This window comes from Cereibacter changlensis JA139 (assembly GCF_003034985.1).
GTDB lineage: Bacteria > Pseudomonadota > Alphaproteobacteria > Rhodobacterales > Rhodobacteraceae > Cereibacter > Cereibacter changlensis.
In genome coordinates, this window is sequence record NZ_PZKG01000033.1 from 13,906 (window position 1) to 36,744 (window position 22,839).

24 protein-coding genes are annotated in these 22,839 nt (G+C 68.3%); 8 read left to right on the plus strand and 16 right to left on the minus strand.

From position 1 onward, the window contains the following. Positions 1-27: 27 nt before the first annotated feature. The 8 genes from urtE to ureE form a co-directional block, all read right to left on the minus strand. On the minus strand, positions 28-723 hold the full coding sequence (gene urtE / locus C5F48_RS09545; RefSeq protein WP_170139627.1) for an urea ABC transporter ATP-binding subunit UrtE: 696 nt from the start codon (positions 721-723) through the stop codon (positions 28-30). Beyond that, complete coding sequence (gene urtD, locus C5F48_RS09550) at positions 723-1,466, minus strand: urea ABC transporter ATP-binding protein UrtD (RefSeq protein WP_107663677.1); 744 nt, start codon at positions 1,464-1,466, stop codon at positions 723-725. The genes urtE and urtD overlap by 1 nt, the downstream gene beginning before the upstream one ends. After that, positions 1,463-2,695, minus strand: coding sequence for an urea ABC transporter permease subunit UrtC (gene urtC, locus C5F48_RS09555; RefSeq protein ID WP_107663678.1), 1,233 nt, complete (start codon positions 2,693-2,695; stop codon positions 1,463-1,465). Before urtC ends, urtD begins: the two co-directional genes overlap by 4 nt. Before the next feature lie 86 nt (positions 2,696-2,781). Then, on the minus strand, positions 2,782-4,710 hold the full coding sequence (gene urtB / locus C5F48_RS09560) for an urea ABC transporter permease subunit UrtB (RefSeq protein ID WP_107663679.1): 1,929 nt from the start codon (positions 4,708-4,710) through the stop codon (positions 2,782-2,784). A gap of 48 nt (positions 4,711-4,758) precedes the next feature. After that, on the minus strand, positions 4,759-6,018 hold the full coding sequence (gene urtA, locus C5F48_RS09565) for an urea ABC transporter substrate-binding protein (protein WP_245941409.1): 1,260 nt from the start codon (positions 6,016-6,018) through the stop codon (positions 4,759-4,761). Positions 6,019-6,332: 314 nt separating this feature from the next. Continuing rightward, the gene (gene ureG, locus C5F48_RS09570; RefSeq protein ID WP_107663681.1) at positions 6,333-6,983 is read right to left on the minus strand and encodes an urease accessory protein UreG; all 651 of its coding nucleotides are present in this window, start codon (positions 6,981-6,983) and stop codon (positions 6,333-6,335) included. Further along, complete coding sequence (locus tag C5F48_RS09575) at positions 6,980-7,624, minus strand: urease accessory protein UreF (protein WP_107663682.1); 645 nt, start codon at positions 7,622-7,624, stop codon at positions 6,980-6,982. Before C5F48_RS09575 ends, ureG begins: the two co-directional genes overlap by 4 nt. Continuing rightward, positions 7,621-8,184, minus strand: coding sequence for an urease accessory protein UreE (gene ureE / locus C5F48_RS09580; RefSeq protein ID WP_107663683.1), 564 nt, complete (start codon positions 8,182-8,184; stop codon positions 7,621-7,623). The genes C5F48_RS09575 and ureE overlap by 4 nt, the downstream gene beginning before the upstream one ends. A gap of 90 nt (positions 8,185-8,274) precedes the next feature. On the opposite strand from ureE, the gene C5F48_RS09585 reads away from it, so the two are divergent. Continuing rightward, positions 8,275-8,466, plus strand: coding sequence for a hypothetical protein (locus C5F48_RS09585; RefSeq protein ID WP_107663684.1), 192 nt, complete (start codon positions 8,275-8,277; stop codon positions 8,464-8,466). Between the two features lie 4 nt (positions 8,467-8,470). Here the strand turns inward: C5F48_RS09585 and ureC are convergent, their stop codons facing one another. Next, on the minus strand, positions 8,471-10,177 hold the full coding sequence (ureC, locus tag C5F48_RS09590; RefSeq protein ID WP_107663685.1) for an urease subunit alpha: 1,707 nt from the start codon (positions 10,175-10,177) through the stop codon (positions 8,471-8,473). A 157-nt stretch (positions 10,178-10,334) separates the two neighbouring features. Between ureC and C5F48_RS09595 the strand changes: the two genes are divergently transcribed. Then, positions 10,335-11,204 carry a cytochrome c gene (locus tag C5F48_RS09595; protein ID WP_245941400.1) on the plus strand — a complete coding sequence of 290 codons (870 nt, stop codon included), beginning with the start codon at positions 10,335-10,337 and terminating at the stop codon, positions 11,202-11,204. Positions 11,205-11,231: 27 nt separating this feature from the next. Here C5F48_RS09595 and C5F48_RS09600 read toward each other — a convergent pair whose 3' ends face one another. Genes C5F48_RS09600 through C5F48_RS09620 form a run of 5 tightly spaced genes read right to left on the minus strand, consistent with a single transcriptional unit; the run spans position 11,232 to position 13,670 of the window. After that, complete coding sequence (locus C5F48_RS09600; protein WP_107663686.1) at positions 11,232-11,543, minus strand: antifreeze protein; 312 nt, start codon at positions 11,541-11,543, stop codon at positions 11,232-11,234. A 26-nt stretch (positions 11,544-11,569) separates the two neighbouring features. Next, positions 11,570-11,875, minus strand: a complete 306-nt coding sequence (locus tag C5F48_RS09605; protein WP_107663687.1) for an urease subunit beta — start codon at positions 11,873-11,875, stop codon at positions 11,570-11,572. Between the two features lie 10 nt (positions 11,876-11,885). After that, positions 11,886-12,503 carry a HupE/UreJ family protein gene (locus C5F48_RS09610; protein ID WP_107663688.1) on the minus strand — a complete coding sequence of 206 codons (618 nt, stop codon included), beginning with the start codon at positions 12,501-12,503 and terminating at the stop codon, positions 11,886-11,888. A gap of 9 nt (positions 12,504-12,512) precedes the next feature. Then, complete coding sequence (locus tag C5F48_RS09615) at positions 12,513-12,815, minus strand: urease subunit gamma (protein WP_107663689.1); 303 nt, start codon at positions 12,813-12,815, stop codon at positions 12,513-12,515. Between the two features lie 12 nt (positions 12,816-12,827). After that, complete coding sequence (locus tag C5F48_RS09620; protein ID WP_107663698.1) at positions 12,828-13,670, minus strand: urease accessory protein UreD; 843 nt, start codon at positions 13,668-13,670, stop codon at positions 12,828-12,830. Between the two features lie 170 nt (positions 13,671-13,840). On the opposite strand from C5F48_RS09620, the gene C5F48_RS09625 reads away from it, so the two are divergent. From C5F48_RS09625 to C5F48_RS09650, 6 genes are all read left to right on the plus strand, one after another. After that, positions 13,841-14,917, plus strand: a complete 1,077-nt coding sequence (locus C5F48_RS09625; RefSeq protein ID WP_245941401.1) for a phosphotransferase — start codon at positions 13,841-13,843, stop codon at positions 14,915-14,917. Positions 14,918-14,920: 3 nt separating this feature from the next. Next, positions 14,921-16,222 carry an aspartate aminotransferase family protein gene (locus C5F48_RS09630; protein WP_107663690.1) on the plus strand — a complete coding sequence of 434 codons (1,302 nt, stop codon included), beginning with the start codon at positions 14,921-14,923 and terminating at the stop codon, positions 16,220-16,222. A gap of 466 nt (positions 16,223-16,688) precedes the next feature. Next, positions 16,689-16,844, plus strand: coding sequence for a light-harvesting protein (locus C5F48_RS09635; RefSeq protein ID WP_107663691.1), 156 nt, complete (start codon positions 16,689-16,691; stop codon positions 16,842-16,844). A 13-nt stretch (positions 16,845-16,857) separates the two neighbouring features. Next, positions 16,858-17,037 (plus strand): light-harvesting protein, encoded by a 180-nt coding sequence (locus tag C5F48_RS09640; protein WP_107663692.1) that lies wholly within the window; start codon positions 16,858-16,860, stop codon positions 17,035-17,037. A gap of 211 nt (positions 17,038-17,248) precedes the next feature. After that, positions 17,249-18,628 (plus strand): PucC family protein, encoded by a 1,380-nt coding sequence (locus tag C5F48_RS09645; RefSeq protein ID WP_107663693.1) that lies wholly within the window; start codon positions 17,249-17,251, stop codon positions 18,626-18,628. Between the two features lie 452 nt (positions 18,629-19,080). Further along, positions 19,081-19,845 (plus strand): LuxR C-terminal-related transcriptional regulator, encoded by a 765-nt coding sequence (locus C5F48_RS09650; protein WP_107663694.1) that lies wholly within the window; start codon positions 19,081-19,083, stop codon positions 19,843-19,845. A 63-nt stretch (positions 19,846-19,908) separates the two neighbouring features. On the opposite strand, the gene hemN is transcribed toward C5F48_RS09650, so the two are convergent. Both hemN and C5F48_RS09660 read right to left on the minus strand, forming a co-directional pair. Next, positions 19,909-21,264 carry an oxygen-independent coproporphyrinogen III oxidase gene (gene hemN, locus C5F48_RS09655; protein WP_107663700.1) on the minus strand — a complete coding sequence of 452 codons (1,356 nt, stop codon included), beginning with the start codon at positions 21,262-21,264 and terminating at the stop codon, positions 19,909-19,911. Positions 21,265-21,314: 50 nt separating this feature from the next. Then, positions 21,315-22,010 (minus strand): NnrU family protein, encoded by a 696-nt coding sequence (locus tag C5F48_RS09660; RefSeq protein WP_107663695.1) that lies wholly within the window; start codon positions 22,008-22,010, stop codon positions 21,315-21,317. Positions 22,011-22,839: the final 829 nt, after the last annotated feature.

A 22,839-nucleotide genomic window follows, 5' to 3' on the forward strand; every position in this document is an offset into this window, starting at 1 on the left:
CCGGCCTTTTCCTGTCCGGAGGCCGGCTCAGACCGAAACCGCCTGCCGCATCCGCTCGCGCCCCAGCTCGGCCTTCGTACCCGACACCTCGACCGCGCCGCGCTTCAGCACATAGAAGCGGTCCGCCAGATCGAAGGCGAAGTCGAAATACTGTTCCACCAGCACGATGGCGATGTCGCCCTTGGAGCGGAGGTACGAGATCACCCGCCCGATCTGCTGGATGATGTTGGGCTGGATCCCCTCGGTCGGCTCGTCCAGAAGCAGGAGCTTCGGCTTCATGATCATCGCCCGGGCAATGGCCAGCTGCTGCTGCTGCCCGCCCGACAGATCGCCGCCCCGGCGATGACCCATGTCCTTGAGCACCGGGAAGAGGTCGTAGATCTCGTCCGGCACCCGATGCTCGCTGCGCGGCAGGGTGGCGAAGCCGGTGTGCAGGTTCTCGGTCACCGTCAGCAGCGGAAAGATCATCCGACCCTGCGGCACCACGCCCAGCCCGCGCCGCGCCATGCCCTGCGGCTTCACGACCGGCAGATCCTCGCCGTCGAAGATCACCCGCCCGCCCGAGCGAGGGTGGGTACCGGCAATGGCCTTGAGGAGCGAGGTCTTGCCCACCCCGTTGGTGCCCATGATGCAGGTCACCTCGCCCGCCCGCGCCTCCATGTCGATCCCATAGAGGATCTGGCTGCCGCCATAATGCAGGGTCAGTCCTTCGGTCTTCAGCATCAGCCCCGCCCCAGATAGACTTCGATCACCGAAGGGTTCTTCGTCACATGGTCCAGCGTGCCCTCGGCCAGCACCGACCCCTCGTGCAGCACCGTCACCTTGCAGTCGAGGCGGCGGACGAAATCCATGTCATGCTCCACCACCACCACTGCCCGGGTCTTCGCCATCTCGACCAGCAGGGCGGTCGTATGCTCTCGTTCGGCCAGCGTCATGCCCGCGGCGGGCTCGTCCACCAGCAGAAGCCGCGGCTCCTGCGCCAGCAGCATGCCGATCTCCAGCCATTGCTTCTGGCCGTGGGAGAGCTCGCCCGACTTGCGCTCCAGCTGGTCGCCCAGCCCCACCTCCTCCGCCAGATCGCGCACCTTGCGCGCGTCGCCCTTCGAGGCGCGGAACATCAGCACGGCGAGCGGCCCGCGCGGTTTCTTCAGCGCCATCATCAGGTTGTCGAACACCGACTGATCCTCGAAGACCGTGGGCCGCTGGAACTTGCGCCCCACCCCGGCCCGGGCGATCTGCGCCTCGGACAGGGACAAGAGCGAGACCGACCGCTCGCCGAAGGTGACGCTGCCCTCGTCGGGCCGGGTCTTGCCGGTGACGATGTCCATGAAGGTGGTCTTGCCCGCGCCGTTCGGCCCGATGATCGCGCGAAGCTCCTGCGCCGCGATGTTGAAGGACAGGTTGTTGATGGCGCGGAAGCCGTCGAAGGTGACGGAGACGCCGGAAACCTCGAGCAGCGCGCTCATTCCACTGCCTCCTTCTCCTGGAACGAGCCGTCATCCGGCCCCAGCGGCGCGCCCCGCCGTTTGGGATGCTTCGCCCCCTGCCAGAGGTCGAACAGCCCGCCGATGCCCTGCGGCGCGAAAAGCGTCACCAGCACGAAGGCGAGGCCCAGCAGGATCAGCCACCAGTCGACCCAGTTCACCGTGTAGAAGCCGAGGTTGATGCTCGGCGCACGCCCGCCGGTGAACCAGGAGGAGAGAAGCGAGACGAAGGCCGCGCCGATCACCGCCCCATAGAGCCGCCCGCGCCCGCCGATGGCGACCCAGACCGCGAGATAGATCGAGGCGATGGGCGCGAGCTCGGCGGGGTTGATGATCCCGGCCTGCGGATAGTAGAGCGCGCCCGCGATGGCAGCGATGATCGCCGTCAGGGTGAAGACCGCGAGCTTGTAGCTTTCGACCGAATAGCCGAGGAAGCGCACCCGCTGCTCGTCGTCGCGTATCGCCCGGATCACCGAGCCGAACTTGCCCGAGACGACCCAGGCGCAGAGCAGATAGCCGAGCCCCAAGGCCAAGGCAGAGGCCCAGAGGAACCAGACCGAGAGCTGGTCCTGCGTCACCGCCCCCTGTCCCGGCATGTTCTGCAAGCCCGACAGCCCGTTGTTGCCGCGCAGCCCCGAGTCGTTCTGGAAGAGATAGAGCGCCAGCGCCAGCGTCATCGCCTGGGTCAGGATCGAGAGATACACTCCGGTCACCCGGCTGCGGAAGGCGAGCCAGCCGAAGGCCAGCGCCAGAAGCCCCGGCACCAGCACCACCAGCATCAGCTGCAAGGGCAGGCTGTGGGCAAAGCTCCAGACCCAGGGGATCTCGGAGCCGCCGACCACGCCGAAGATCTGCGTGCCGATGCCCGAGACGATCTCCTCCGGCGTCGGCGGCAGCGGCGCGCCCGAAAGCGCCTGCACCACGATCTCCTCGGTACGGGCATACATCAGCCACATTCCAATCATGTAACCGCCGAGGCCGAAGAAGGCGAAATGCCCGAGGCTGAGGATGCCCGCATAGCCCCAGACAAGATCCATCGCCAGCGCGATCAGGCAGAGGCAGAGCGTCTTTCCCAGCGTCTTCACGAAGGAGGTGGAGAGGAAGGAGACGCCATAGGCATGCGACAAGAGCGTCACCGCGAGGGTGAAGAGCGCGAGGGCGGCAAGGAAGATCAGGACGGAAGGGTTTTTCGCGAGGAAACCTTGGGTCATGGCAGGCTCCGGCCGGAGAAGCGGGGGGCCATCCCCTCGCGCGCCCCGGGACATTTGGACCAAGATGAAGGGGAAAGGGTCATCGCTCAGTCTCCCGCCGCGCGGCCCTTGAGGGCGATGATGCCGCGGGGGCGGAACTGGATGAAGATGATGATGAAGATGATCATGTAGGTCTGCGCAGCCAGCGTGTTCGAGGGGTTCAGCCACTCGATGCCCTTCTGCATGCCGCCGATCATCAGCGCCCCCGCCAGCGTCCCCCAGATATTGCCGACCCCGCCCACGACCACGGTCATGAAGCTTTGCACGATGTAGTCGGAGCCGAGCTCGGAAGTGACCTTGGCGAAGAGACCGATGGCCACGCCGGCGATCCCGGCGATGCCCGAGCCCAGGCCGAAGGTCAGCATGTTGATCCGGTCGGGGTTGATGCCCATGGAGGCGGCCATCGAAGGGTTCTGCGTCACTGCCCGCACCTCGAGCCCGAGCCTCGTGCGCTTCATGATGAAGAGGAAGACGCCGAGGAAGACCAGCGCCAGCGCGAAGATGGCGATGCGGATGTAGCTGATCGAAACCACGTCGTTGAACACCAGCGCTCCGTCGAGCCAGCCGGGCGAGGTGAGCGGGCGGGCCTGGGTGCCGAAGATGTTCTTGGCCAGCTGCTGCAGCGCGATGGAGATGCCGAAGGTGGCGAGCAGGGTTTCCAGCGGGCGCTTGTAGAGATGGCGGATCACCAGCCGCTCCATCGCCACGCCAGCGGCGAAGGTGACGAGGAAGGCGAGCGGCAAGGCGAGCAGGATCGACAGCGTGCGGTCGGCGACGACCTGCTGCACGACATAGCCGGTATAGGCGCCCATCATGATGAACTCGCCATGCGCCATGTTGATCACCCGCATCACACCGAAGGTGATGGCGAGGCCGATGGCGGCGAGGAAGTAGATCGAGGCCAGCGACAGCGCGTCGAGTGAGAGGTCTGCCGCCTGCATCGCCCCGACCTTGAGGCCGATCCGGGCGAGCGCCGCCTCTGCCGCCTCGGTCACCGCCGGGTCGGGCTCGGCATAGACGTCGTGGAAGCTGTGGGCGGCGAGCGCGGCGCTCACCTCGTCCTCGGTCGCGGCGGCGGGGGCGCGGCCCTCGGCCTCGAGCGCGGTATAGGCGCGGTCGCGTTCGGCGCGGTTGTCGAGCGCGGCGACGGGGATGCCCGCGACACTGCCGTTGTCGATGTTCTCGATCAGCGTCGCGCGCTGGTCGGCCTCGGTCAGCCGGGCCGGGGCGAGGTCGGCGGTGACGAGCAGGTCATAGGCCGCCTCGCGGGTGATTTCCTTGCCGGGGGTGAGGCTGGCGGCGAGGTTCTCGCCCTCGGGCGCCCCGCCTGCCACGGCGATGCGGCGGGTGCCCACCAGCGGGTTGAGCGCGGCGCGCAGGTCGAGGCCGAGATCGGCGCCGAAGCTTTCGATCGCGGCGACCCGGGCGGCAGAGTCGGGATCGAAGCGCAGGGTCAGCAGCCGCTCCAGCCGCGCCATGGCGGGATCGGAGGCCTTAGCCATGGCGACGCGCAGCGGCTCGAGATGGTCGGGCGACGGGTCGCGGGCAATGGAGGCCAGCGCCTCGGAGCGGCGCGCGGGATCGGGATCGGCGAGCTGGAACTGAACCAGCGCCGTGGCGATCAGGCCGCGCACCCCGGAATTTGGGCGCAACTGCTTGACCTCGCCCTTGGCCGCCTGCCCCGCCTCGGCCCCCGAAAGGTCGCGCAGCGCCCAGCCCGCCTCCGCCTCGGAGATCAGGAGGAAGCGGCCGTCGTCATGCAGGCCGAGACCGCGGTCGGCCCAGGCCGCGAGGATCGCCGCCGCCGCCGGATCGCCGCTGGAGGCCAGCGCCTCGATCACCGGGCCGATGGTCTGGCGCGAGGATTTCTCGACCAGCGCGCGGTTGTCCGCAAGGATCTGCGCGGCGGGCGTGCCCTGCGCGACCGCGGGCAGCGCCAGGAAAAGCGCCGCAAGGATGGAGAGGAAAAGCCGCATTCTGCCCCCGGCGTGAGAGAGGGGGGCGGCGCACCGCCCCCGTCCGCATCAGTAGTTCGACTTGATCTGCACGCAGGTCTTGGTCTCGGTGTTGTACATGCCGCAGTCGAGCTCGGCCCAATCGGCCTCGAGCACCGCCGATTCCGGCAGGAAGTCGGTCCAGGCGTCGCCGGCCACCGGCTCGGTCTGGCTGACGATGTCGAACTGGCCATCGGCCTGGATCTCGCCGATCAGCACCGGCTTCGTGAGGTGATGGTTCGGCAGCATCTTGGCGGTGCCGCCGGTCAGGTTCGGCACTTCAAGCCCGTACATCGCCTCGCGCACCGCGTCGACATCGGTGGTGCCCGCCTTCTCGACCGCCTGCACCCACATGTTGAAGCCGATCACATGGGCTTCCATCGGGTCGTTGGTCACGCGGTTCTCGCCGGCGAATTCCTTCCACTTGGCGATGAACTCGTCATTGGCGGACTCGTCCGCCGACTGGAAGTAGTTCCACGCCGCCAGATGGCCGACGAGGTTCGAGGTATCGAGGCCCGAAAGCTCTTCCTCGCCGACCGAGAAGGCCACGACCGGGATGTCATCGGCCGAGATGCCCGCCGCCGCCAGCTCCTTGTAGAAGCCGATGTTGGCGTCGCCGTTGATGGTCGAGATCACGCCGACCTTCTTGCCATCCGCGCCCAGCGCCACCACGTCGGCCACGATCTTGGACCAGTCGGAATGCCCGAAGGGGGTGTAGTTCACGAAGATGTCTTCCTTCGCGATGCCCTTCTGCTGCAGGTAGCTTTCGAGGATGTTGTTCGTGGTGCGCGGATAGACGTAGTCCGTGCCCAACAGCGCGAATTTCTCGACGCCCAGCTCCTCGAGGAAATAGTCGGTCGCCGGGATCGCCTGCTGGTTCGGCGCGGCGCCGGTATAGAACACGTTCTTCGAGGACTCCTCGCCCTCGTATTGCACCGGATAGAACAAGAGCCCGTTCAGCTCCTCGATCACCGGCAGCACCGATTTCCGGCTGACGCTGGTCCAGCAGCCGAACATCACGTCGACATCCGACACGGTCAGCAGCTCGCGCGCCTTTTCGGCGAACAGCGGCCAGTCCGAGGCCGGATCGACGACGACCGCCTCGATCTGCTTGCCCAGCACGCCGCCCTTGGCGTTCTGCTCGGCGATCAGCATCAGCATCGTGTCCTTCAGCGTCGTCTCCGAAATCGCCATCGTGCCCGACAGCGAATGCAGGACGCCGACCTTCACAGTTTCCTGCGCCGCGGCGGCGCCGGTCAGCGTCAGACCGACCCCCGCGCCGATGATCATTCCCCTCAACCCGTTCATGGACTTCCCTCTCGAACGGCCACCCCTAGGGCGCGCCTTCCCTTCGCGGGAGGCGGCCTGTATCCAGAGACGGCAACCATGTTGCACCCCGTGCGGTGGTGACGGAGTTCCAATCGCTCGCCACCGCACACCTGTTGTCTTCGCGGGTCTTTTCGACCTTCGCGTCAGTCAGAAGACGTGGCGCATGACGGTGCGGCAAGGCGATGCGTTCGGCGCGGCAGGCGGCCCGAAGCGGGAGTTCACTTTTTAGGCAATTGCGCGTGAGCCGCCGCGAAATGCGGCGGGATGCGGTCGGATCAGGCGGTTTGCGGCTGGCTCTGTCCCGCAACCGGCAACAGACGCAGGCCGCCTTCGCGCTCGAGGAAGGCGACGATCTCCGCGATTCCCACACCCGCGCGCATCCGCCCCATGACATAGGGCCGGCTGCCGCGGGCGCGCTTCGCATCCTCCTCCAGCAGCGCCACATCCACGCCGACATGCGGCGCGAGGTCGGTCTTGTTGACCACCAGCAGATCCGAGCGGGTGACGCCCGGGCCCCGCTTGCGCGGGATGTCCTGCCCCGCCGCCGTGTCGATGACGTAGATCGTCAGATCCGCCAGTTCCGGGCTGAAGGTCGCCGCCAGATTGTCGCCGCCGGATTCGATCAGGATCAGGCCCAGATCGTCGAACTGCCGCCGGAGATCGGCGATGGCCGCGAGGTTGATCGAGGCATCCTCGCGGATCGCGGTATGCGGGCAGCCGCCGGTCTCCACCCCCCGGATGCGCTCGGAGGGCAGCACCTGCGCCCGCATCAGGAAATCGGCATCCTCGCGGGTGTAGATGTCGTTGGTGATCACCGCCATCGAGCAGCGGTCGGCCAGCGCCGCGCAGAGCTTTTCCGTCAGCGTGGTCTTGCCTGCGCCCACCGGGCCGCCGATGCCGACGCGAAGAGGTCCGTGCTGCGTCATGTGCGAAAGATCCTTACATCCATGGTTTCATGCTGCATCGCCGCCAGATCGGCGCGCAGGGCGGAGGTCGCGAGGTCGTCGAGCGTCGCAGTCGCGGCCTCCAGCGCCAGCGCGTCGATCAGCGGATGCAGCGCCGCCAGCACCCGCTGCCCCTCGGTCTGCCCGAGCGGAACGAAGCGCACCGCCGCCGAGACGAGATTGGCGGCAAAGGCGTGCAGGTAGAGCGCCAGCACCTGCGGCGCCGGCAGCGCCAGCGTGCGCGCCGCCTGCCCCACGGCAACGGGCAGCGGGCGCGGCGCGAGGTCAAACCCGGTCAGCGCGGCGGTGGCGGCGGCGAAGCCCGCGCCCTGATCCTCGGTCTCGCGCAGCCGCTCGGCCGACGGGGCGAGCGCGCGGGCGATGTCGGTCAGCGCGTCGAGATCGGCTTCGGCGGCCAGCGCCTGCGCCAGCAGGATCGCATCCGTCCGACCCGCGCCGAAGCGCAGCACGTCGGCGAGCCAGCGTTCCACCGACGCGCCGTCACGGACCTCGCCCGCCGAGATCGCCCATTCCAGCCCGTGCGAATAGGCAAAGCCCCCGGTCGGGAAGGCCGGGGAGAGCCACTGCACGAGGTTCAGGAGGCCGGGAGGCGCCGCGCTCATCCGGGATCGACATCGGGGGTGATGTCGTCCTCCTCCACCTTGCGCGAGACATGGACGTGGACATGCGGATGCGAATGGCCCTCGCCGTGGGAATGGCCAGCTTCCGGCCCGTGGTCATGGCCCATGGTGCGACCGTGGCCATAGGCGCCGCCCTCGGGCGTGAAGGGTTCGACCGCCTCGGCCACCGTCAGCCCCAGCCCGCGCAACATGCCTTCCAGCACATGGTCGCGCTTGATCAGCAGGCGCTCGGCCTCGATCTGGCAGGGCGTATGGCGGTTGCCGATGTGCCAGGCCGCGCGGGTCAGCGCGCCGGTCACCACCAGCACCTCCTCGGGCGCCGCGCCGATCTCGACCAGCTGGCCATCCTCCAGCTCGAAGGCATCGCCTTCGTCGAGGCTCACCGTTTCCGGCAGGTCCACCAGGAAGCCCTGCCCATCCACGGTCTCCAGCCGCTTGCGGCGCAGAAAGCGGGCGTCGTAGTCGAGCAGCACGCGGGCGGCGGCGGCGCCCTCCCAGGCGCCATGGCGCAGCAGTCGGCGGGCGGGAGGAAGGTCGGTCATGGTCGTTCCCTTTCGATGTCAGGCGTGTCAGCGATTCGTTAACGGAGCGACAGCAGGCTGCACCGGGACAGAGTGCTGAGAGGAGCCGCCATGCACAAGACGAACCCTGCGCCAGAGGCTGTCGACAACCGCGCAGGCCTCGCCTCGCTGCCGCCGCGTGACGGCGGGGCGGAGCCGCCGCAGATCCCGCCGCGCGACCCGACCCGCTGCCTGCCGCTGACAGGCGCGTTGGCGCCGGCGCGGCCCGGCTGGCCGATCCGGCGGCTCTGCCCGGCGGAGTGAGCGGTCAGAACAGGAAATACCGCTGCGCCAGCGGCAGCTCGGCCAGCGGCGCGCAGGTCAGGATCTCGCCATCGGCGCGCACCTCGTAGGTCTCGGGGTTCACCTCGATCTGCGGGCGATGCGCGTTCAGCCGCATATCGGCCTTGCCGATGCCCCGCGTTCCCTCCACCGCCAGCGTGCCCTTCTGCAGCCGCAGCCGGTCGCGCACCCCGTCCTCCTGCGCCGCCTGCGACAGGAAGGTGACGGCGCTGGCATGCAAAGCCCCGCCGAAGGCGCCGAACATCGGCCTTGTGTAGAAGGGCTGCGCCGGGATCGAGCCGTTCGGATCGCCCATCTGCGCGCAGACGATCATCCCGCCCATCAGCACCATGTCGGGCTTGGCGCCGAAGAAAGCCGGCGTCCAGAGCACGAGATCGGCGCGCTTGCCCTCCTCGACCGAGCCGATGTGGCGCGAGATGCCATGGGTGATCGCGGGATTGATGGTGTATTTCGCGATGTAGCGCCGGACGCGGAAGTTGTCGTTCGCCCCCAGCTCCTCGGCCAGCCGCCCGCGTTGCACCTTCATCTTGTGCGCGGTCTGCCATGTCCGGGTGATGACCTCGCCCACCCGCCCCATCGCCTGACTGTCGGATGAGATGACCGAGAAGGCGCCCATGTCGTGCAGGATATCCTCGGCGGCAATGGTCTCGCGCCGGATGCGGCTTTCGGCGAAGGCCACATCCTCGGGGATCGAGCGGTCGAGGTGATGGCAGACCATCAGCATGTCGAGATGCTCTTCGATGGTATTGGCGGTGTAGGGCATCGTCGGGTTGGTGGAGCTGGGGATCACATTGGCTGAGCCCACCACCTTGATGATGTCGGGCGCATGGCCGCCGCCCGCGCCCTCGGTGTGGAAGGCGTGGATCGTCCGGCCGCGGATGGCGTCGAGCGTGTTCTCCACGAAGCTGCTCTCGTTCAGTGTGTCGGTGTGGATCATCACCTGCACATCCATCGCATCGGCCACCGTCAGGCAGCAGTCGATGGCGGCGGGCGTGGTGCCCCAATCCTCGTGCAGCTTGAGACAGGAGGCCCCGGCGCGCACCTGCTCCTCCAGCCCGGCGGGCAGCGAGGCGTTGCCCTTGCCGGCGAAGGCGAGGTTCATCGGAAAGGCATCCGCCGCCTGCAGCATCCGCCCGATGTGCCACGGCCCCGGGGTGCAGGTAGTGGCGAGCGTGCCATGTGCCGGGCCGGTGCCGCCGCCGAGCATGGTGGTGATGCCGGAGTGCAGCGAATCCTCGATCTGCTGCGGGCAGATGAAATGGATATGCGCATCCATCCCTCCGGCGGTCAGGATGCGCCCTTCGCCCGCAATCACCTCGGTGCCCGGGCCGATGATGATGTCGACCCCCGGCTGGGTATCGGGGTTGCCCGCCTTGCCGATCTTGTGGATCAGCCCGTCGCGCAGGCCGACATCGGCCTTGTAGATCCCGGTATGATCGACGATCAGCGCATTGGTGATGACGGTATCCACCGCGCCCTGCGCCCGGGTGATCTGGCTCTGGCCCATGCCGTCGCGGATCACCTTGCCACCGCCGAACTTCACCTCCTCGCCATAGGTGGTCAGGTCGCGCTCGACCTCGATGATCAGCTCCGTATCCCCCAGCCGCAGCTTGTCGCCGGTGGTCGGGCCGAACATGGCGGCATAGGTGGCACGAGAGATCTGGGCAGGCATGATACCTCCTTCAGCGGAAGCGCAGGCGGGTTGATCCCGACCGATGCGACAAGTTGACAGGTCCGGCGGCGGCTGGCGAAATCACCGCGCTGCGAGGAAGCCCTGACGCCAGGAGGCCGGGGCCGCCCGCAGGGGCCGTATAGAAAAGAGGGACAGAATGATGACGCTGCGCAGGACCTTGCGCGGGCTGCTGCCCGTGAACCTTGCTATGGCCGTAAGCCTTGCTCTGGTCGGAATGGCCGAGGCCGGACCGACGCTGGAGCGAGGGGAATATCTGGTGCGCGGCCCGGCGGGCTGCGGCAACTGCCACACGCCGCTGGGGCCGGACGGCCCGGTGATGGATCAGGAGCTGTCGGGCCGGCTGGTGATCGAACTGCCCGAGTTCACCGCGGTCGCGCCCAACATCACCCCGGCGAGCCGCATCGCCGAATGGAGCGACGCCGAGCTTGCCCGCGCGATCCGCGAGGGCATCCGCCCGGACGGCACGGTGATCGGCCCGCCGATGCCGTTCTCCGTCTATCGCGGCCTCTCCGACGACGATCTCGGCTCCGTGGTCCTGTTCCTGCGGACCCTGGAGCCGGTGGCGAACGAGACGCCGCCCTCGAACTACCGCATCCCGCTGCCGCCGGCCTACGGCCCGCCGGTCGAAAGCGTCACCGCGCCGCCGCGCGGCGTCAGTGTCGAATACGGCGCCTATCTCGCCGGTCCGATCGCGCATTGCATCGAATGCCACACGCCCCTCGGCCCCCAAGGCTTCAAGTACGACACCGACCTGGGTCGCGGCGGCTTCGAGTTTCCGGGGCCCTGGGGCGTCTCGGTCGCGGCGAACCTGACCAGCCACAAGGACGGGCTGGCCGATTACAGCGACGAGCAGATCGCCGCGATGATCACCAAGGGCGTGCATGCCGATGGCACGCCGATGCTGCCACCGATGCCCTACGGCTATCTCGCAGGCTTCACCGAGTACGACCTGAAGGCGGTGATCCTCTACTTGCGCAGCCTGCCGCCGCTGCCGGACGCGCCCTGAGGTCGGAGGGGGGACGGCGCGCATTGCTCAGACCTGCTTCGCGGCGCGGGTGAGCCGCGCCGCATTGGCCCGGGTCTTGCGGCGGATCGGGCGCAGCGCGGCCATCGCCACCTGATCCGCCTGCTTGCCCTGCAGCGCGGCGAGGGTGGCGGCCTGCGCCGATTGCGCGAAGGCCGCGCCCTTCTCGGCCAGCATACGCCCGTTCTCCGACGGATGCGCGGCAAGCACCCCGGTCATGCCCGGCATCCGCAGCGCGATGACCTGCTGCGCCTCGAACAGCATGAGACCCATCTGCATCGACAGGCGCATCATCTCGGCATAGCGGAATAAGGGGGACATGGCGGGCTCCGGTGTCTGGGGTGAGGTCAGAGCTTGCCCATGACGGCAGCGTTGAAGCCATAGACATGGCGCGCGCCACCATAGGGCACCAGCCGGACCTCGCGGGTCTGGCCCGGCTCGAAGCGCACCGCGGTGCCCGCCGGAATGTCGAGCCGCCGCCCCCGCGCCGCCGCCCTGTCGAAGGACAGCCCGGCGTTGGTCTCGGCAAAATGGTAATGCGAGCCCACCTGCACCGGACGGTCGCCGGTGTTGGAGACGGCAAGCACCAGGGCCTCGGCCCCGGCGTTCAGGGTGATCTCGCCCTCGGCGGGAAACAGCTCTCCGGGGATCATCGCGCTCTCCTCAGGACAGGGCGAGCACGAGGCCCGCCAGCGCCGTGCCGCCGCCGAGAAGCCGCGAGGCCAGAACGTTCAGCCGCGCCAGCCCGAGCCCGGCCAGCAGCCCCGCGCCATGCAGCGCAGCGGTGGCCAGCACGAAGCCCCCGGCGTAGAGCATCAGCCCCGAGGCCGGACCTTCCGCGCCATGGGCGTGGCCATGCGCCAGACCGAAGAGCGCGATCGCCCCGAGGGCAAGCGGCAGCGTCGGGCGCAGCGCCAGCGCCACGGCGGCGCCCAGAAGCACGATGGAGGCGAGGATCATCGGCTCCACCGCCGGGAAGGGCAGACCCGCGGCGCCCAGCGCGCCGCCGCCCAGCATCGCCAGCACGAAGGCCAACGGCATCGCCCAGAGCGCCCGCCCGCCGGTCGTCGCGGCCCAGAGCCCGACCGCCAGCATCGCCAGCACATGGTCGAGCCCGCCCAGCGGATGCCCGAGCCCCGAGGCGAAGGGCGAAGCCGCCACATGGCCCGGATGCGCCAGCGCGGCAGCCGGCAGAAGCAGCACCAGCGCCGCCAGCGGCAGGGCCGACAGGAGCCTCAGCGGGCGGTCATCGGCGGGTTTGGCGAAGGGGGCAGAACGCATGGAAACCTCTCAGCGGATCGGATGGTGGACGGTGACGAGCTTGGTCCCGTCGGGGAAGGTCGCTTCGACCTGGATGGAATGGATCATCTCGGGGATGCCCGGCATGCATTGCTCGGCGGTGATGACGAAGGCCCCGGCCTGCATCAGATCGGCGACCGTGCGCCCGTCGCGCGCGCCCTCGACCACGAAATCCGAGATCAGCGCAATCGCCTCGGGGTGGTTCAGCTTCACCCCCCGCGCCAGCCGCCCGCGCGCCAACATGGCGGCGACGCTGATCAGCAGCTTGTCCTTTTCCCTCGGTGTCAGGTTCATCGCAACTCCCTCTCAAACCTGCCAGACGCGCGGCAAGGCGGTCCCGCGCAAGGCGCCCAGCACCCGCACCACCTGACGGCGCAGCGGCCAGCCATCGGGCGCCAGCAGCCGCAGCACCAGTTTCCCGTCGAAGGCCGAGGCCGCGGCCTCCACCCCCGGCTCATCCAACACGGCCCGCGCCCGGGCCAGCGTATCCTCGGCGCCCTGCCCGATCATCGCCAGCGTGGCGAAGGCCCGCGCCCCGCCCAACACGGCAAAGCCGCCCGCCGCCGCCAGCGCCGCATCGTCGAAGGCCAACGGATCGAGCAGCACCGGCCGCCCGTCGCGCCGCACCGTCCGTGCATCGCGAAATTTCAGCCGGCTCACGGTCTCGCCCATGGCGGCGCGGCCCAGCACCACGGACTCGAGCATCAGACAGCCCGCATCGCCAGCCAGCTCGATCTCGGTGTGCCGCTCCAGCGCCGCGCCGTCGTAAAGGATCGTCTCCTGCGGCAGCCAATCGAGCCAGCCGCCCGCGCCGACCGAATGGCTGACCCGCACCTCCGCCACGCCCTCGCCCGCCGCATAGGCGCGCTCCGCCGTCTGGGTCGTCGCCAGCACCCGGCAGCCCGCGCCGACCTCGAGCCGGTAGCTCAGCCGGTCGCCCCCGGTCAGCCCGCCGGAGGTGTTGAGATACACCACCTCCGGCACCGCCCCCGCCACCCGCGGCAGGATCGCCTTGGCCGAGCCCGCCTGCGCCAGATCGGCCAGCCGGGTCGCGCCGCGCGACTGGCGCAGCGCGACGAAGGCGCAGCCGGAACTGCGCTCCATCACGGCGGGCCGTGTCTCGGGACTCAAGGGGGTCACTGCATTCATGCCGCGCATCCGATCACCGCCGCCACAGAGGGGCAACCGGCTGCCGCGCAACTGCCGCTTTTTGCGCCTCCCGCCGTTCAGCAGGCGACCGATCTTTCAGCACCCCGCCCAATCCGCAGGCATTCGGGGAACCCGCCGCCCCGCCCTTGGCATCCGGGCACGGATCGTCAATGATCCCGCCAGCCAAATGCCACGAGGAGCCCGCCTTGCCCGACCTGTCCCCGCCGCTCGGCGCGCTTCTGGCCTCCGCCCCGCCCGACCTCTCCGACGCCGAGGCCATGGCCTTGGCCAGGCTGCATTTCGGGCTGGAGGCCGAGCCGAAGCGGCTGACCTCGGAGCGTGACCTGAACCTGCTGCTGCGCGACGCGAAGGGCGCGGGCTATGTGCTCAAGATCGCCAACCGGGCCGAGCCGCATGCGGTGACCACCTTCCAGACCGAGGCGCTGCTGCATCTGGAAAGCACCGCCCCCGATCTCTGCGTGCCGCGGGTGCTGCGCACATTGGACGGCGCGACCGAAGTCACGCTGGCCAATGGCAGCCTGCTCCGGGTGCTGACTTACCTGGAGGGCACGCCGCTGCATCTCGCGCCGCGCTCCGGTACGCAGCGCCGGGCCATGGGGCGGGTACTTGCCGACCTGTCGCGCGCACTGGCCAGCTTCACCCACCCCGCGGCAGAGCAGGACCTGCTCTGGGATATCCGCCATGCCGCCCGGCTGCGGCCGCTGCTGCCAAGTTGCCCCGACCCGGCCTCGCGCGATCTCTCGCTGCGCTGCCTCGACATCTTCGAGGCCGAGGTGGCGCCGCTGCTGCCAACGCTGCCTTGGCAGGTGGTGCACAACGATCTCAACCCGCATAACGTGCTGGTCGATCCGCAGAACCCCGATGCGGTGGCCGGAGTGCTCGATTTCGGCGACATGGTGCGGACGGCGCGGGTCTGCGATCTGGCGGTCGCCGCCGCCTATCAGATCGACCCCGAGGATGCGCTCGGCTCGCTCACCGCCTTCGTCGCGGGCTATCACGAGGCCTATCCCCTGCTGCCCGAGGAGGTCGATGTGCTCTTCGACCTCACCGCCACGCGGATGATCACCACCATCGGCATCGCCAGCTCCCGCGCGGCGAGCCATCCCGAGAACGCCCCCTATATCCTGCGCAACTTCCCCGCAGCCCGTACGGGATTGCAGGCGCTGACCGCCCTGCCCCGCGATGCGGCGCGCCGCGCCCTGCGCCAGACCTGCGGGATGGAGTGAGCCATGAGACCCGACAGCACGATGATCAACGCCTTCGTCCCCGGCGCGGCCAACCTGACCGAGGAAGAGGCGCTTCTGGTGCGGAAGCGTCAGGCGCTGCTCGGCCCGGCCTACCGGCTGTTCTACGAGCACCCGGTGCTCCTGGTGCGCGGCGAGGGTGTCTGGCTCTACGACGCCGCCGGTGAGGCCTATCTCGACGTCTACAACAACGTGGCCTCGGTCGGGCACTGCCACCCGCATGTGGTCGAGGCCACGGCGCGGCAGGCGGCGACGCTGGCGACCCACACCCGCTATCTGCATAACGGGGTGCTCGCCTATGCCGATAAGCTGCTCGCCACCTTCCCGGCAGAGCTCGGCCATGTGATGTTTACCTGCACCGGCAGCGAGGCTAATGACCTCGCGCTGCGCATGGCCTTCGCCAAGACCGGCGGAACCGGGGTGATCGTGACCGAGACCGCCTATCACGGCGTGACGCTGGCGGTGTCGCAATTCTCGCCCTCGCTCGGGCCCAGCGTGAACCTCGGCCCGCATGTCCGCACCGTGCCCGCTCCCGATCCGGCGCGCGGCGGCGATGCGGGCTTCGCCGCGGCTGTCGAGGACGCGATCGAGGATCTGCAGCGTCACGGCATCAAGCCCGCGGTGCTGATCGTCGACACGATCTTCTCCAGCGACGGGGTCCTCACCGGCACGGGTTTCCTAAAGGGCGCGGTCGAGGCGATCCACCGGGCCGGGGGCCTGTTCATCGCCGACGAGGTCCAGCCCGGTTTCGGCCGCACCGGCGAGGCGATGTGGGGCTTCCAGCGTCATGGCATCCTGCCCGACATGGTCTCGCTCGGCAAGCCGATGGGCAATGGCTATCCGGTGGCCGGGCTGGTGCTGCGGCCCGAGGTGGTGGCTGAGTTCGGCGCCAAGGCGCGCTACTTCAACACGTTCGGCGGCAATGCGGTCGCCGCCGCCACCGCCATGGCGGTGCTCGAGGTGGTGCAGCGCGAGGGGCTGCAGCAGAACGCCCTGATCGTGGGCCGCGCCTTCCACGCGGGGCTGGAGCAACTGGGCCAGCGTCACGGCTGCATCGGCGCGGTGCGCAGCGCCGGGCTGTTCCTCGGGGTCGAGGTGGTCAGCGACGGCGCAGCCGATGCGGCGAAGGCCGCACGGATCGTCAACGGGCTGCGCGAGGCGCGAGTGCTGATCTCGGCCACCGGGCCGCGCGCCAATGTGCTGAAGATCCGCCCGCCACTGGTCTTCTCCGAAGAGCATGTCGGGATCTTCCTCGACCGGCTCGACACGGTGCTGACCGCTCTGTGAGGTGATTCCCCGGCCCCGCGGCCGCCGCCGGATCAGGCTGCGGCGGCGGCGCCGCACCCCAGGGGGAAGCGCGTGTTTTTCCCGGAAATATTCTCGGCGACATGGGTTGACAGCGCCAGCCGGCAGACAGGTCGAAGACCCCAAATCCAGCCATTTCTGCGCCACGCCGCGCGCCGCCCGGAGCGGGCGCGGGACGGCGAAAACTGCGACAGATTCGACAAAATGTATTTTTTACATAGGCTTGGTGGCCATCCGCCCCTCAAGCCTCAGCCAATAAGTCGCACCCGAAACGGCCATGTCAACCGCCGTTTACATTGCAAATGTCAGTAACTTGTGACACCTCTACGGGTGAGCCGGACAGGTTGGATGGCGCCGTAACAAGTGCAGACGATCCGCCCGGTCTCTTCGAAGCCAGCGTGCAGGCCCTACACGCAACGTCGAATTTACCAGTTGGGGAGACGACAAAGTGACTGACGATCTGAACAAGGTTTGGCCGACCGGGCTGACCGTAGCCGAAGCCGAAGAAGTGCAAAAACAGCTCATCCTCGGCACCCGCGTTTTCGGCGGTATCGCCCTTCTCGCACACTTCCTGGCAGCTGCTGCCACCCCGTGGCTCGGCTAAGGAGTACCCAGACATGACCAACGGAAAAATCTGGCTCGTGGTGAAACCGACCGTGGGCGTCCCGCTGTTCCTCAGCGCCGTGGCGATCAGCTCCTTCGCCGTGCACTACGCGCTGCTGACCAACACCACCTGGCTGTCGGACTACTATGCCGGCTCCGCCAAAGTGGTGGCCGCCGCTCCCGTGGCGGGCTGAGACGCCGGCGGTGAGGGCCCTCGCCGGGCCCTCGCCCCTTCGTCCTTGACCCATTGTGCAGGCCGGGGCCGATGGTCCCGGCCTGTACGTGCGAACAGTGGCGCCGCCGCGCCGCCTTGCCGTTCCTCGGGTCGCGTAGCGTGACTGACCCGGCCCCCGACCGCAGGACATCCGCTGCCCCGCGCAGCTCACGGCAACCCGGGAAATCCACATGAGCCGCTTCGCCAAAGCCCTCGTCGCCATCGGCCCACGCTTTCTGCCCTTCGCCGACGCCGCCTCCGACACCCTGCCGCTGAGCCGGCTGCTGCGGCTGTCGCTGTTCCAGGTGGCGGTCGGCATGTCGGTGGTGCTGCTGGTCGGCACGCTGAACCGGGTGATGATCGTCGAGCTCGACGTGCCGGCCTCGCTGGTGGGTGTCATGATCTCGCTGCCGCTGCTCTTCGCGCCGTTCCGGGCGCTGATCGGCTTCCGCTCCGATACCCATGTCTCGGCGCTCGGCTGGCGCAGGGTGCCCTATATCTGGAAGGGCACGCTGGCGCTCTGGGGCGGCTTCGCCATCATGCCCTTCGCCCTGATCGTGCTGGGCGGCAAGAACTACGCCGAGGGCACGCCGGAATGGATCGGGCTCAGTTCGGCCGCGCTGGCCTTCCTCTTGGTCGGTGCCGGAGTGCATACGATCCAGACCGTCGGCCTCGCGCTGGCCACCGACCTCGCCCCGCGGGAGGATCAGCCGAAGGTGGTGGGGCTGATGTATGTCATGCTGCTGGTCAGCATGATCTTCTCGGCCATCGGCTTCGGCTGGGTGCTGACCCCCTACTACGACGCACAGCTGATCAAGGTGATCCAGGGCGTCGCGGTGGCGGTGCTGGTGCTGAACGGCGTTGCCATGTGGAAGCAGGAGCCGCGCAACCGCGCCTATACCGAGAAGCCCGAGCGCGAGCCGGAGTTCGGCGACCAGTGGCGCCAGTTCATCAGCCGCAAGAACGCGCTGCACGGGCTGGTGGTCATCGGCCTCGGCACGCTGGGCTTCGGCATGGCCGACGTGCTCTTGGAGCCCTATGGCGGGCAGGTGCTGCAGATGACGGTGGCGCAGACGACGCGGCTGACCGCCACCTTCGCCGGCGGCGGTCTCTTGGGCTTCTGGCTCGCCTCGCGGGTGCTGTCGCGCGGCTTCGACGCGCTGCGCATGGCGGGGCTGGGGGCGGCGCTCGGCATCCCCGGCTTCTTCGCCATCATCGGCGCGACGCCCACCACCAACACGCTGGTCTTCGGCTTCGGCACGCTGGTGGTCGGCTTCGGCGGCGGGCTGTTCAGCCATGGCACGCTGACCGCCACCATGCGCCTCGCGCCGAAGGAGCAGGTCGGGCTGGCCTTGGGGGCCTGGGGCGCGGTGCAGGCGACCGCGGCGGGCCTCGCCATCGCCGCCGCAGGCGTCATCCGCGACCTGCTGCAGGCGCTGCCCCAGGGCCAGTCCTATGGCCCGGCCACGCCCTATCTCGCCGTCTTCGCACTGGAGACGCTCTTCCTCGGGCTGACCGTGCTGGTCATCCTGCCGCTGCTGCGCGCCGCCCTGGTGGCCGAGCGGCGCTGAGCCGGGGCGAATCGCGGCCGCCCGCCCCCGCCCAATACGGTCTTTTTGCGGCAGCCGGATTTTAAGCGGCGGCTTTCCGCCTGAATTGCGGAAAGCCTTGAGTTGTCCCCCGCAAGCGCCTCTATCGCCCGGGTTGCAGCATTCCATCGCAACTTGGCAATACAACTGCAATTTGCAAAGAACTCCGCAATCAGAACCGTTGTCCACCCTGTGATGGGTCACGTCGTTCCCTCAACAAATCAATATGTTGATAGACAAGCAGGCCGCCAAGCGCTGCGGAAAGGCCAGCTCCCGACGCCCCCCGACATCGCTCCGGACCAAGCCGGTTCTTGCTGCCGGAAGGAGTATTTGTCGGAACGCATTGATATGTTAACCTGTAACCGGGCGCATGCAGAAGGAAGGAAGAGTCAACAAGGGGCGCACCCGTTCATTCAAAAGTGGATATTACATAGATGGAACACTCATCTGACGCGGTTGCCGCGTCGAAACCCGATTTTGAACCACAGATTTCCGCGACCGTTTCGGTCCCTTCCCTTTCCGCCGACAGGCACAGGACGCTCGTCGCCATCGACCCGCGCACGCTGGAGCGGCAGTGCTTCCTGCGCTGCGTCGAACTGGCCCATCCGGACCTGCCGGTCACCGGCTGCGGCTCGATCGCCGAGTGGCAGGCGCGGGCCGATCTCGCCGGGGCGGCGCAGGTCGTGCTCTACAACACCGGCAACCGCGAGGTGGCCGAACCCGCGGTGCAGGCCGAGCTGACCGCGCTGGTCGCCGCGGCCGGCCCCAGCCCCGTGCTGGTGCTGGGCGTCTCGAACGACCTGCGCGAGATGATCACCGCCTTCGACTGCGGCGCGAAGGGCTACCTGCCCGCCTCGGTGGGGATCGACGACATCGTCGAGGCGACGCGGCTGACATCCTCCGGCGGGATCTTCCTGCCGATGGCCAGCCTCGGGGCGCTGCGCGAAGCGCTGGCCAACAAGCCCGAACCGAGATCCTCGGTGGAGGACCAGCTGACCGAGCGGCAGCTTGCGGTCTGCAACGCCCTCAGGCGCGGCAAGTCGAACAAGATCATCGCCTACGAGCTTAACCTCTGCGAGAGCACGGTGAAGGTTCACATCCGCAACATCATGAAGAAGCTGCGGGCGACCAACCGGACCGAAGCGGCGTTCAAGCTGAACGCGACCTATTTCGACAGCGAGGATGCCCGGGCGAACTGACGGCCCGACAACGCAAAAGGCCGCCGCAGCACCCGCTGCGGCGGCCTTTTATGTTCCGCCCTCTCAGGAGGCCTGCGAGTAGCGCGCCCCCGGCGTCTCGTAGGCGTCGAAGGTCTTGGCGATCATCCGGCACAGCGCCCTGCCCTCCGGCGCGATGGTCAGCGAGCCGCCCTCGGTCGAGACGAAGGGCGCGAACTGCCGCTCGGCCTCGGCGACGCGCTGCAGCAGATCATCCGCCGCATCGCCGAACCGCGCCTTCAAGGCCGGCATGTCGAGATGGAAGTCGCACATGATCATCTCGATGGCGCGGCCGTGCAGGCGGTCGGCCTCGGTCATGCGGTGGCCGCGATAGCCCGGCAACTCCCCCGCCTCGATCTGCTTGATATAGGCGGCGGTGGCGGCGGTGTTCTGCAGATAGCCCTGCTCGAACTTCGAGATCGACGAGGCGCCGATGCCGAGCAGCGTCGGGCATTCGTCATCGACATAGCCTTGGAAGTTGCGCCGCAGCTTGCCGTTGCGGGCGGCGACGGCCATGCTGTCCTCGGGCCGGGCGAAGTGGTCGATGCCGATCCGCTCGAAGCCGCCCTCGGTGAACAGCCGGGCCGCGAGGTTGGCCAGCTCGTGCCGCTCCATGTCATTGGGCAGCACCGCCTCGTCGATCAGCTTCTGCCGCTTGGCCATCCACGGCACATGGGCATAGCCGAAGATCGCCACCCGGTCCGGCTGCAGCGACAGCACCTTGTCGATCGTCGCCGCAAGGCTCTCGCGGTTCTGGTGCGGCAGGCCGTAAACCAGATCGGTGTTCAGCGAATGCACCCCGTAGTGGCGCAGCGCATCGACGCAGGCCTTCGTCGCCTCGAAGGGCTGCTCGCGACCGATGGCGTTCTGCACGATGTCGGTGAAGTCCTGGATGCCGATGGAGGCGCGGTTCATCCCCTCCTCGCTCAGCGCGCGGATCTTCGGCTCGTCCACCATCATCGGGTCGATCTCGACCGAGAACTCGTAATGCTCGGCAAAGGGAATCACCGCCTTGATCGCCTGCGCCAGCCGGTGGATCAGCTCGGGCGTGAGGATGGTCGGCGTGCCGCCACCCCAGTGCAGCCGGCCCATGCGCACGCCCTCGGGCAGATGCGCGGCGACCAGCTTCAGCTCCTGCAGCAGGGTGCCGACATAGGCCTCCACCGGGGCCAGGGTCTGGGTGCCCTGGGTGCGGCAGGCGCAGAACCAGCAGAGCCGCTCGCAGAAGGGCACGTGGATATAGACGGAGATCGGAACAGCCGGATCCAGAGCCCTGATGGCTTCGGCCTGGAACTCGGCCCCCACGGCGCCCGTGAACACGGGCGCCGCAGGGTAGCTTGTGTAGCGCGGAACGCGGGCGTCGAAGAGTCCGAGACTCTGGAGTTTGGCTATATGTGTCATGACGGTCGTCATACCGCCCGCCCGCGGAGCCTGCCTTGCGCAAGATCAAATCACAGCGGCAGCGGCGAGACCCCGATCACCGTCTGGTGCCACCACAGGATCACGGCCCAGAGGATGATGGCGATCACCAGCCGCACCGAAAGCGCGGATTCGTTGTTCTCGCGCCAGATGGCGCTGAACAGCGGCAGCGGCGACAGCAGCTCGGTGGCGCGGAAGGCGATGCGCGCGTCATCCGGCGACATCGCCCGCCGCGCCCGGGCGTCGAACACCCGCATCCCGGCCAAGGACAGCCCGAGGAAGCTGCCGAACAGGATGACATGGGCGAGATCGCCGTTCGGCAGCAGATGCGCCCCGGACCAGAGCGCCAGCGCCCAGAGCAGCGGATGCCGGGTGACGGCGGCGAAGCCCGGATAGAGCGGGTTGAACGGCCGGTCACGCCGCCCACCCAGCGTATAGGGATAGGGCAACCGGATCCCCGCCACGACAAGAAACAGCGCCACCGGCATGACGAGGGTCGGCGCCCAGCGTTGCCAGGGCAGGTTCGGCCAGAGCTCGACATACGGCGCCCTCGCCGCCGCCGCGACCAGCCAGGCCAGCAGCGCCACCGACAGGCCGCCATAGAGCGCGAAATAGCCACGCCGCCCGAGCCGCGCGATCAACGCCTCCCGCAGCCCACCGCGCGCCGGCAGAAAATGGGTGGCGAAGAACAGGAACAGCGCCGCGAAAAAGCTGAGCCAGCCGATCATGGGCTCTGCTCCCCCGGACGGAGGGCCATCGCCGGCCACCGCCGCCGGAGCGTCGCGCGAAGCTGGCAGGGAAAGAGGTTGACCATGGCAGATCTCCGCTGTGGGCTGACAGTAGAGCCGACGCCCCCCTGGTTTGGAAGCCTCGGCATGGTCGCGCGGCGGTGCGCGCTGTGGACGATGGCGGCTTGGGTTGGTTTCAGCTATGCCGTTGCCATATCTGTATAAACCATGGACAGCCTTTGGACCGGTGCGGGCTTCGGGACCGACACGGCGGCCCGAACACCCGCGTGACGGATCGACGCATCGGGCCCCTGTTTCGCGCTGTCCGGTGCCGGGCGCACCATGAATGCTCTCAGAACGGCGACTACGCCACCAGACGGCATACATCTCAGATTGGAAGTTTTGTCCCCTTTCGAGCGGGGGCGCGGCGGGTCGAGCGCGCACCAACCGCTGCCGGCTTGTGACCCCGCCGTCGCTTGCAGCGCTTCCCCTTCCGGAGGCTGCCGCGGGGCAATGACGCGGCATTGAGCGGATTTTGTGCCATGAGGAAGAAGGCTGTCACACAAGTGTCGTGCTACTAGCGAGGATCCGATTCCCGCCGTTGCCCGCAAACGGCGGCCGTCGGCTCATTCCTTAACAAAGTGTTAACGGGGGTAGACTCGTACCGCGTTAGGGTGAAGGCTCCGCCTGTCCGGCACAGTCGCCGAAACGCCGGGCGTCGATTCTCATATTGGTATACTTCCAAATGCTTAGGTCCTCACTGACGACGGCGCGCCCGGTTTCGGACCGCGCGACCGTCACCGTCACGGGCGGCAGCGGGGCCTGCATC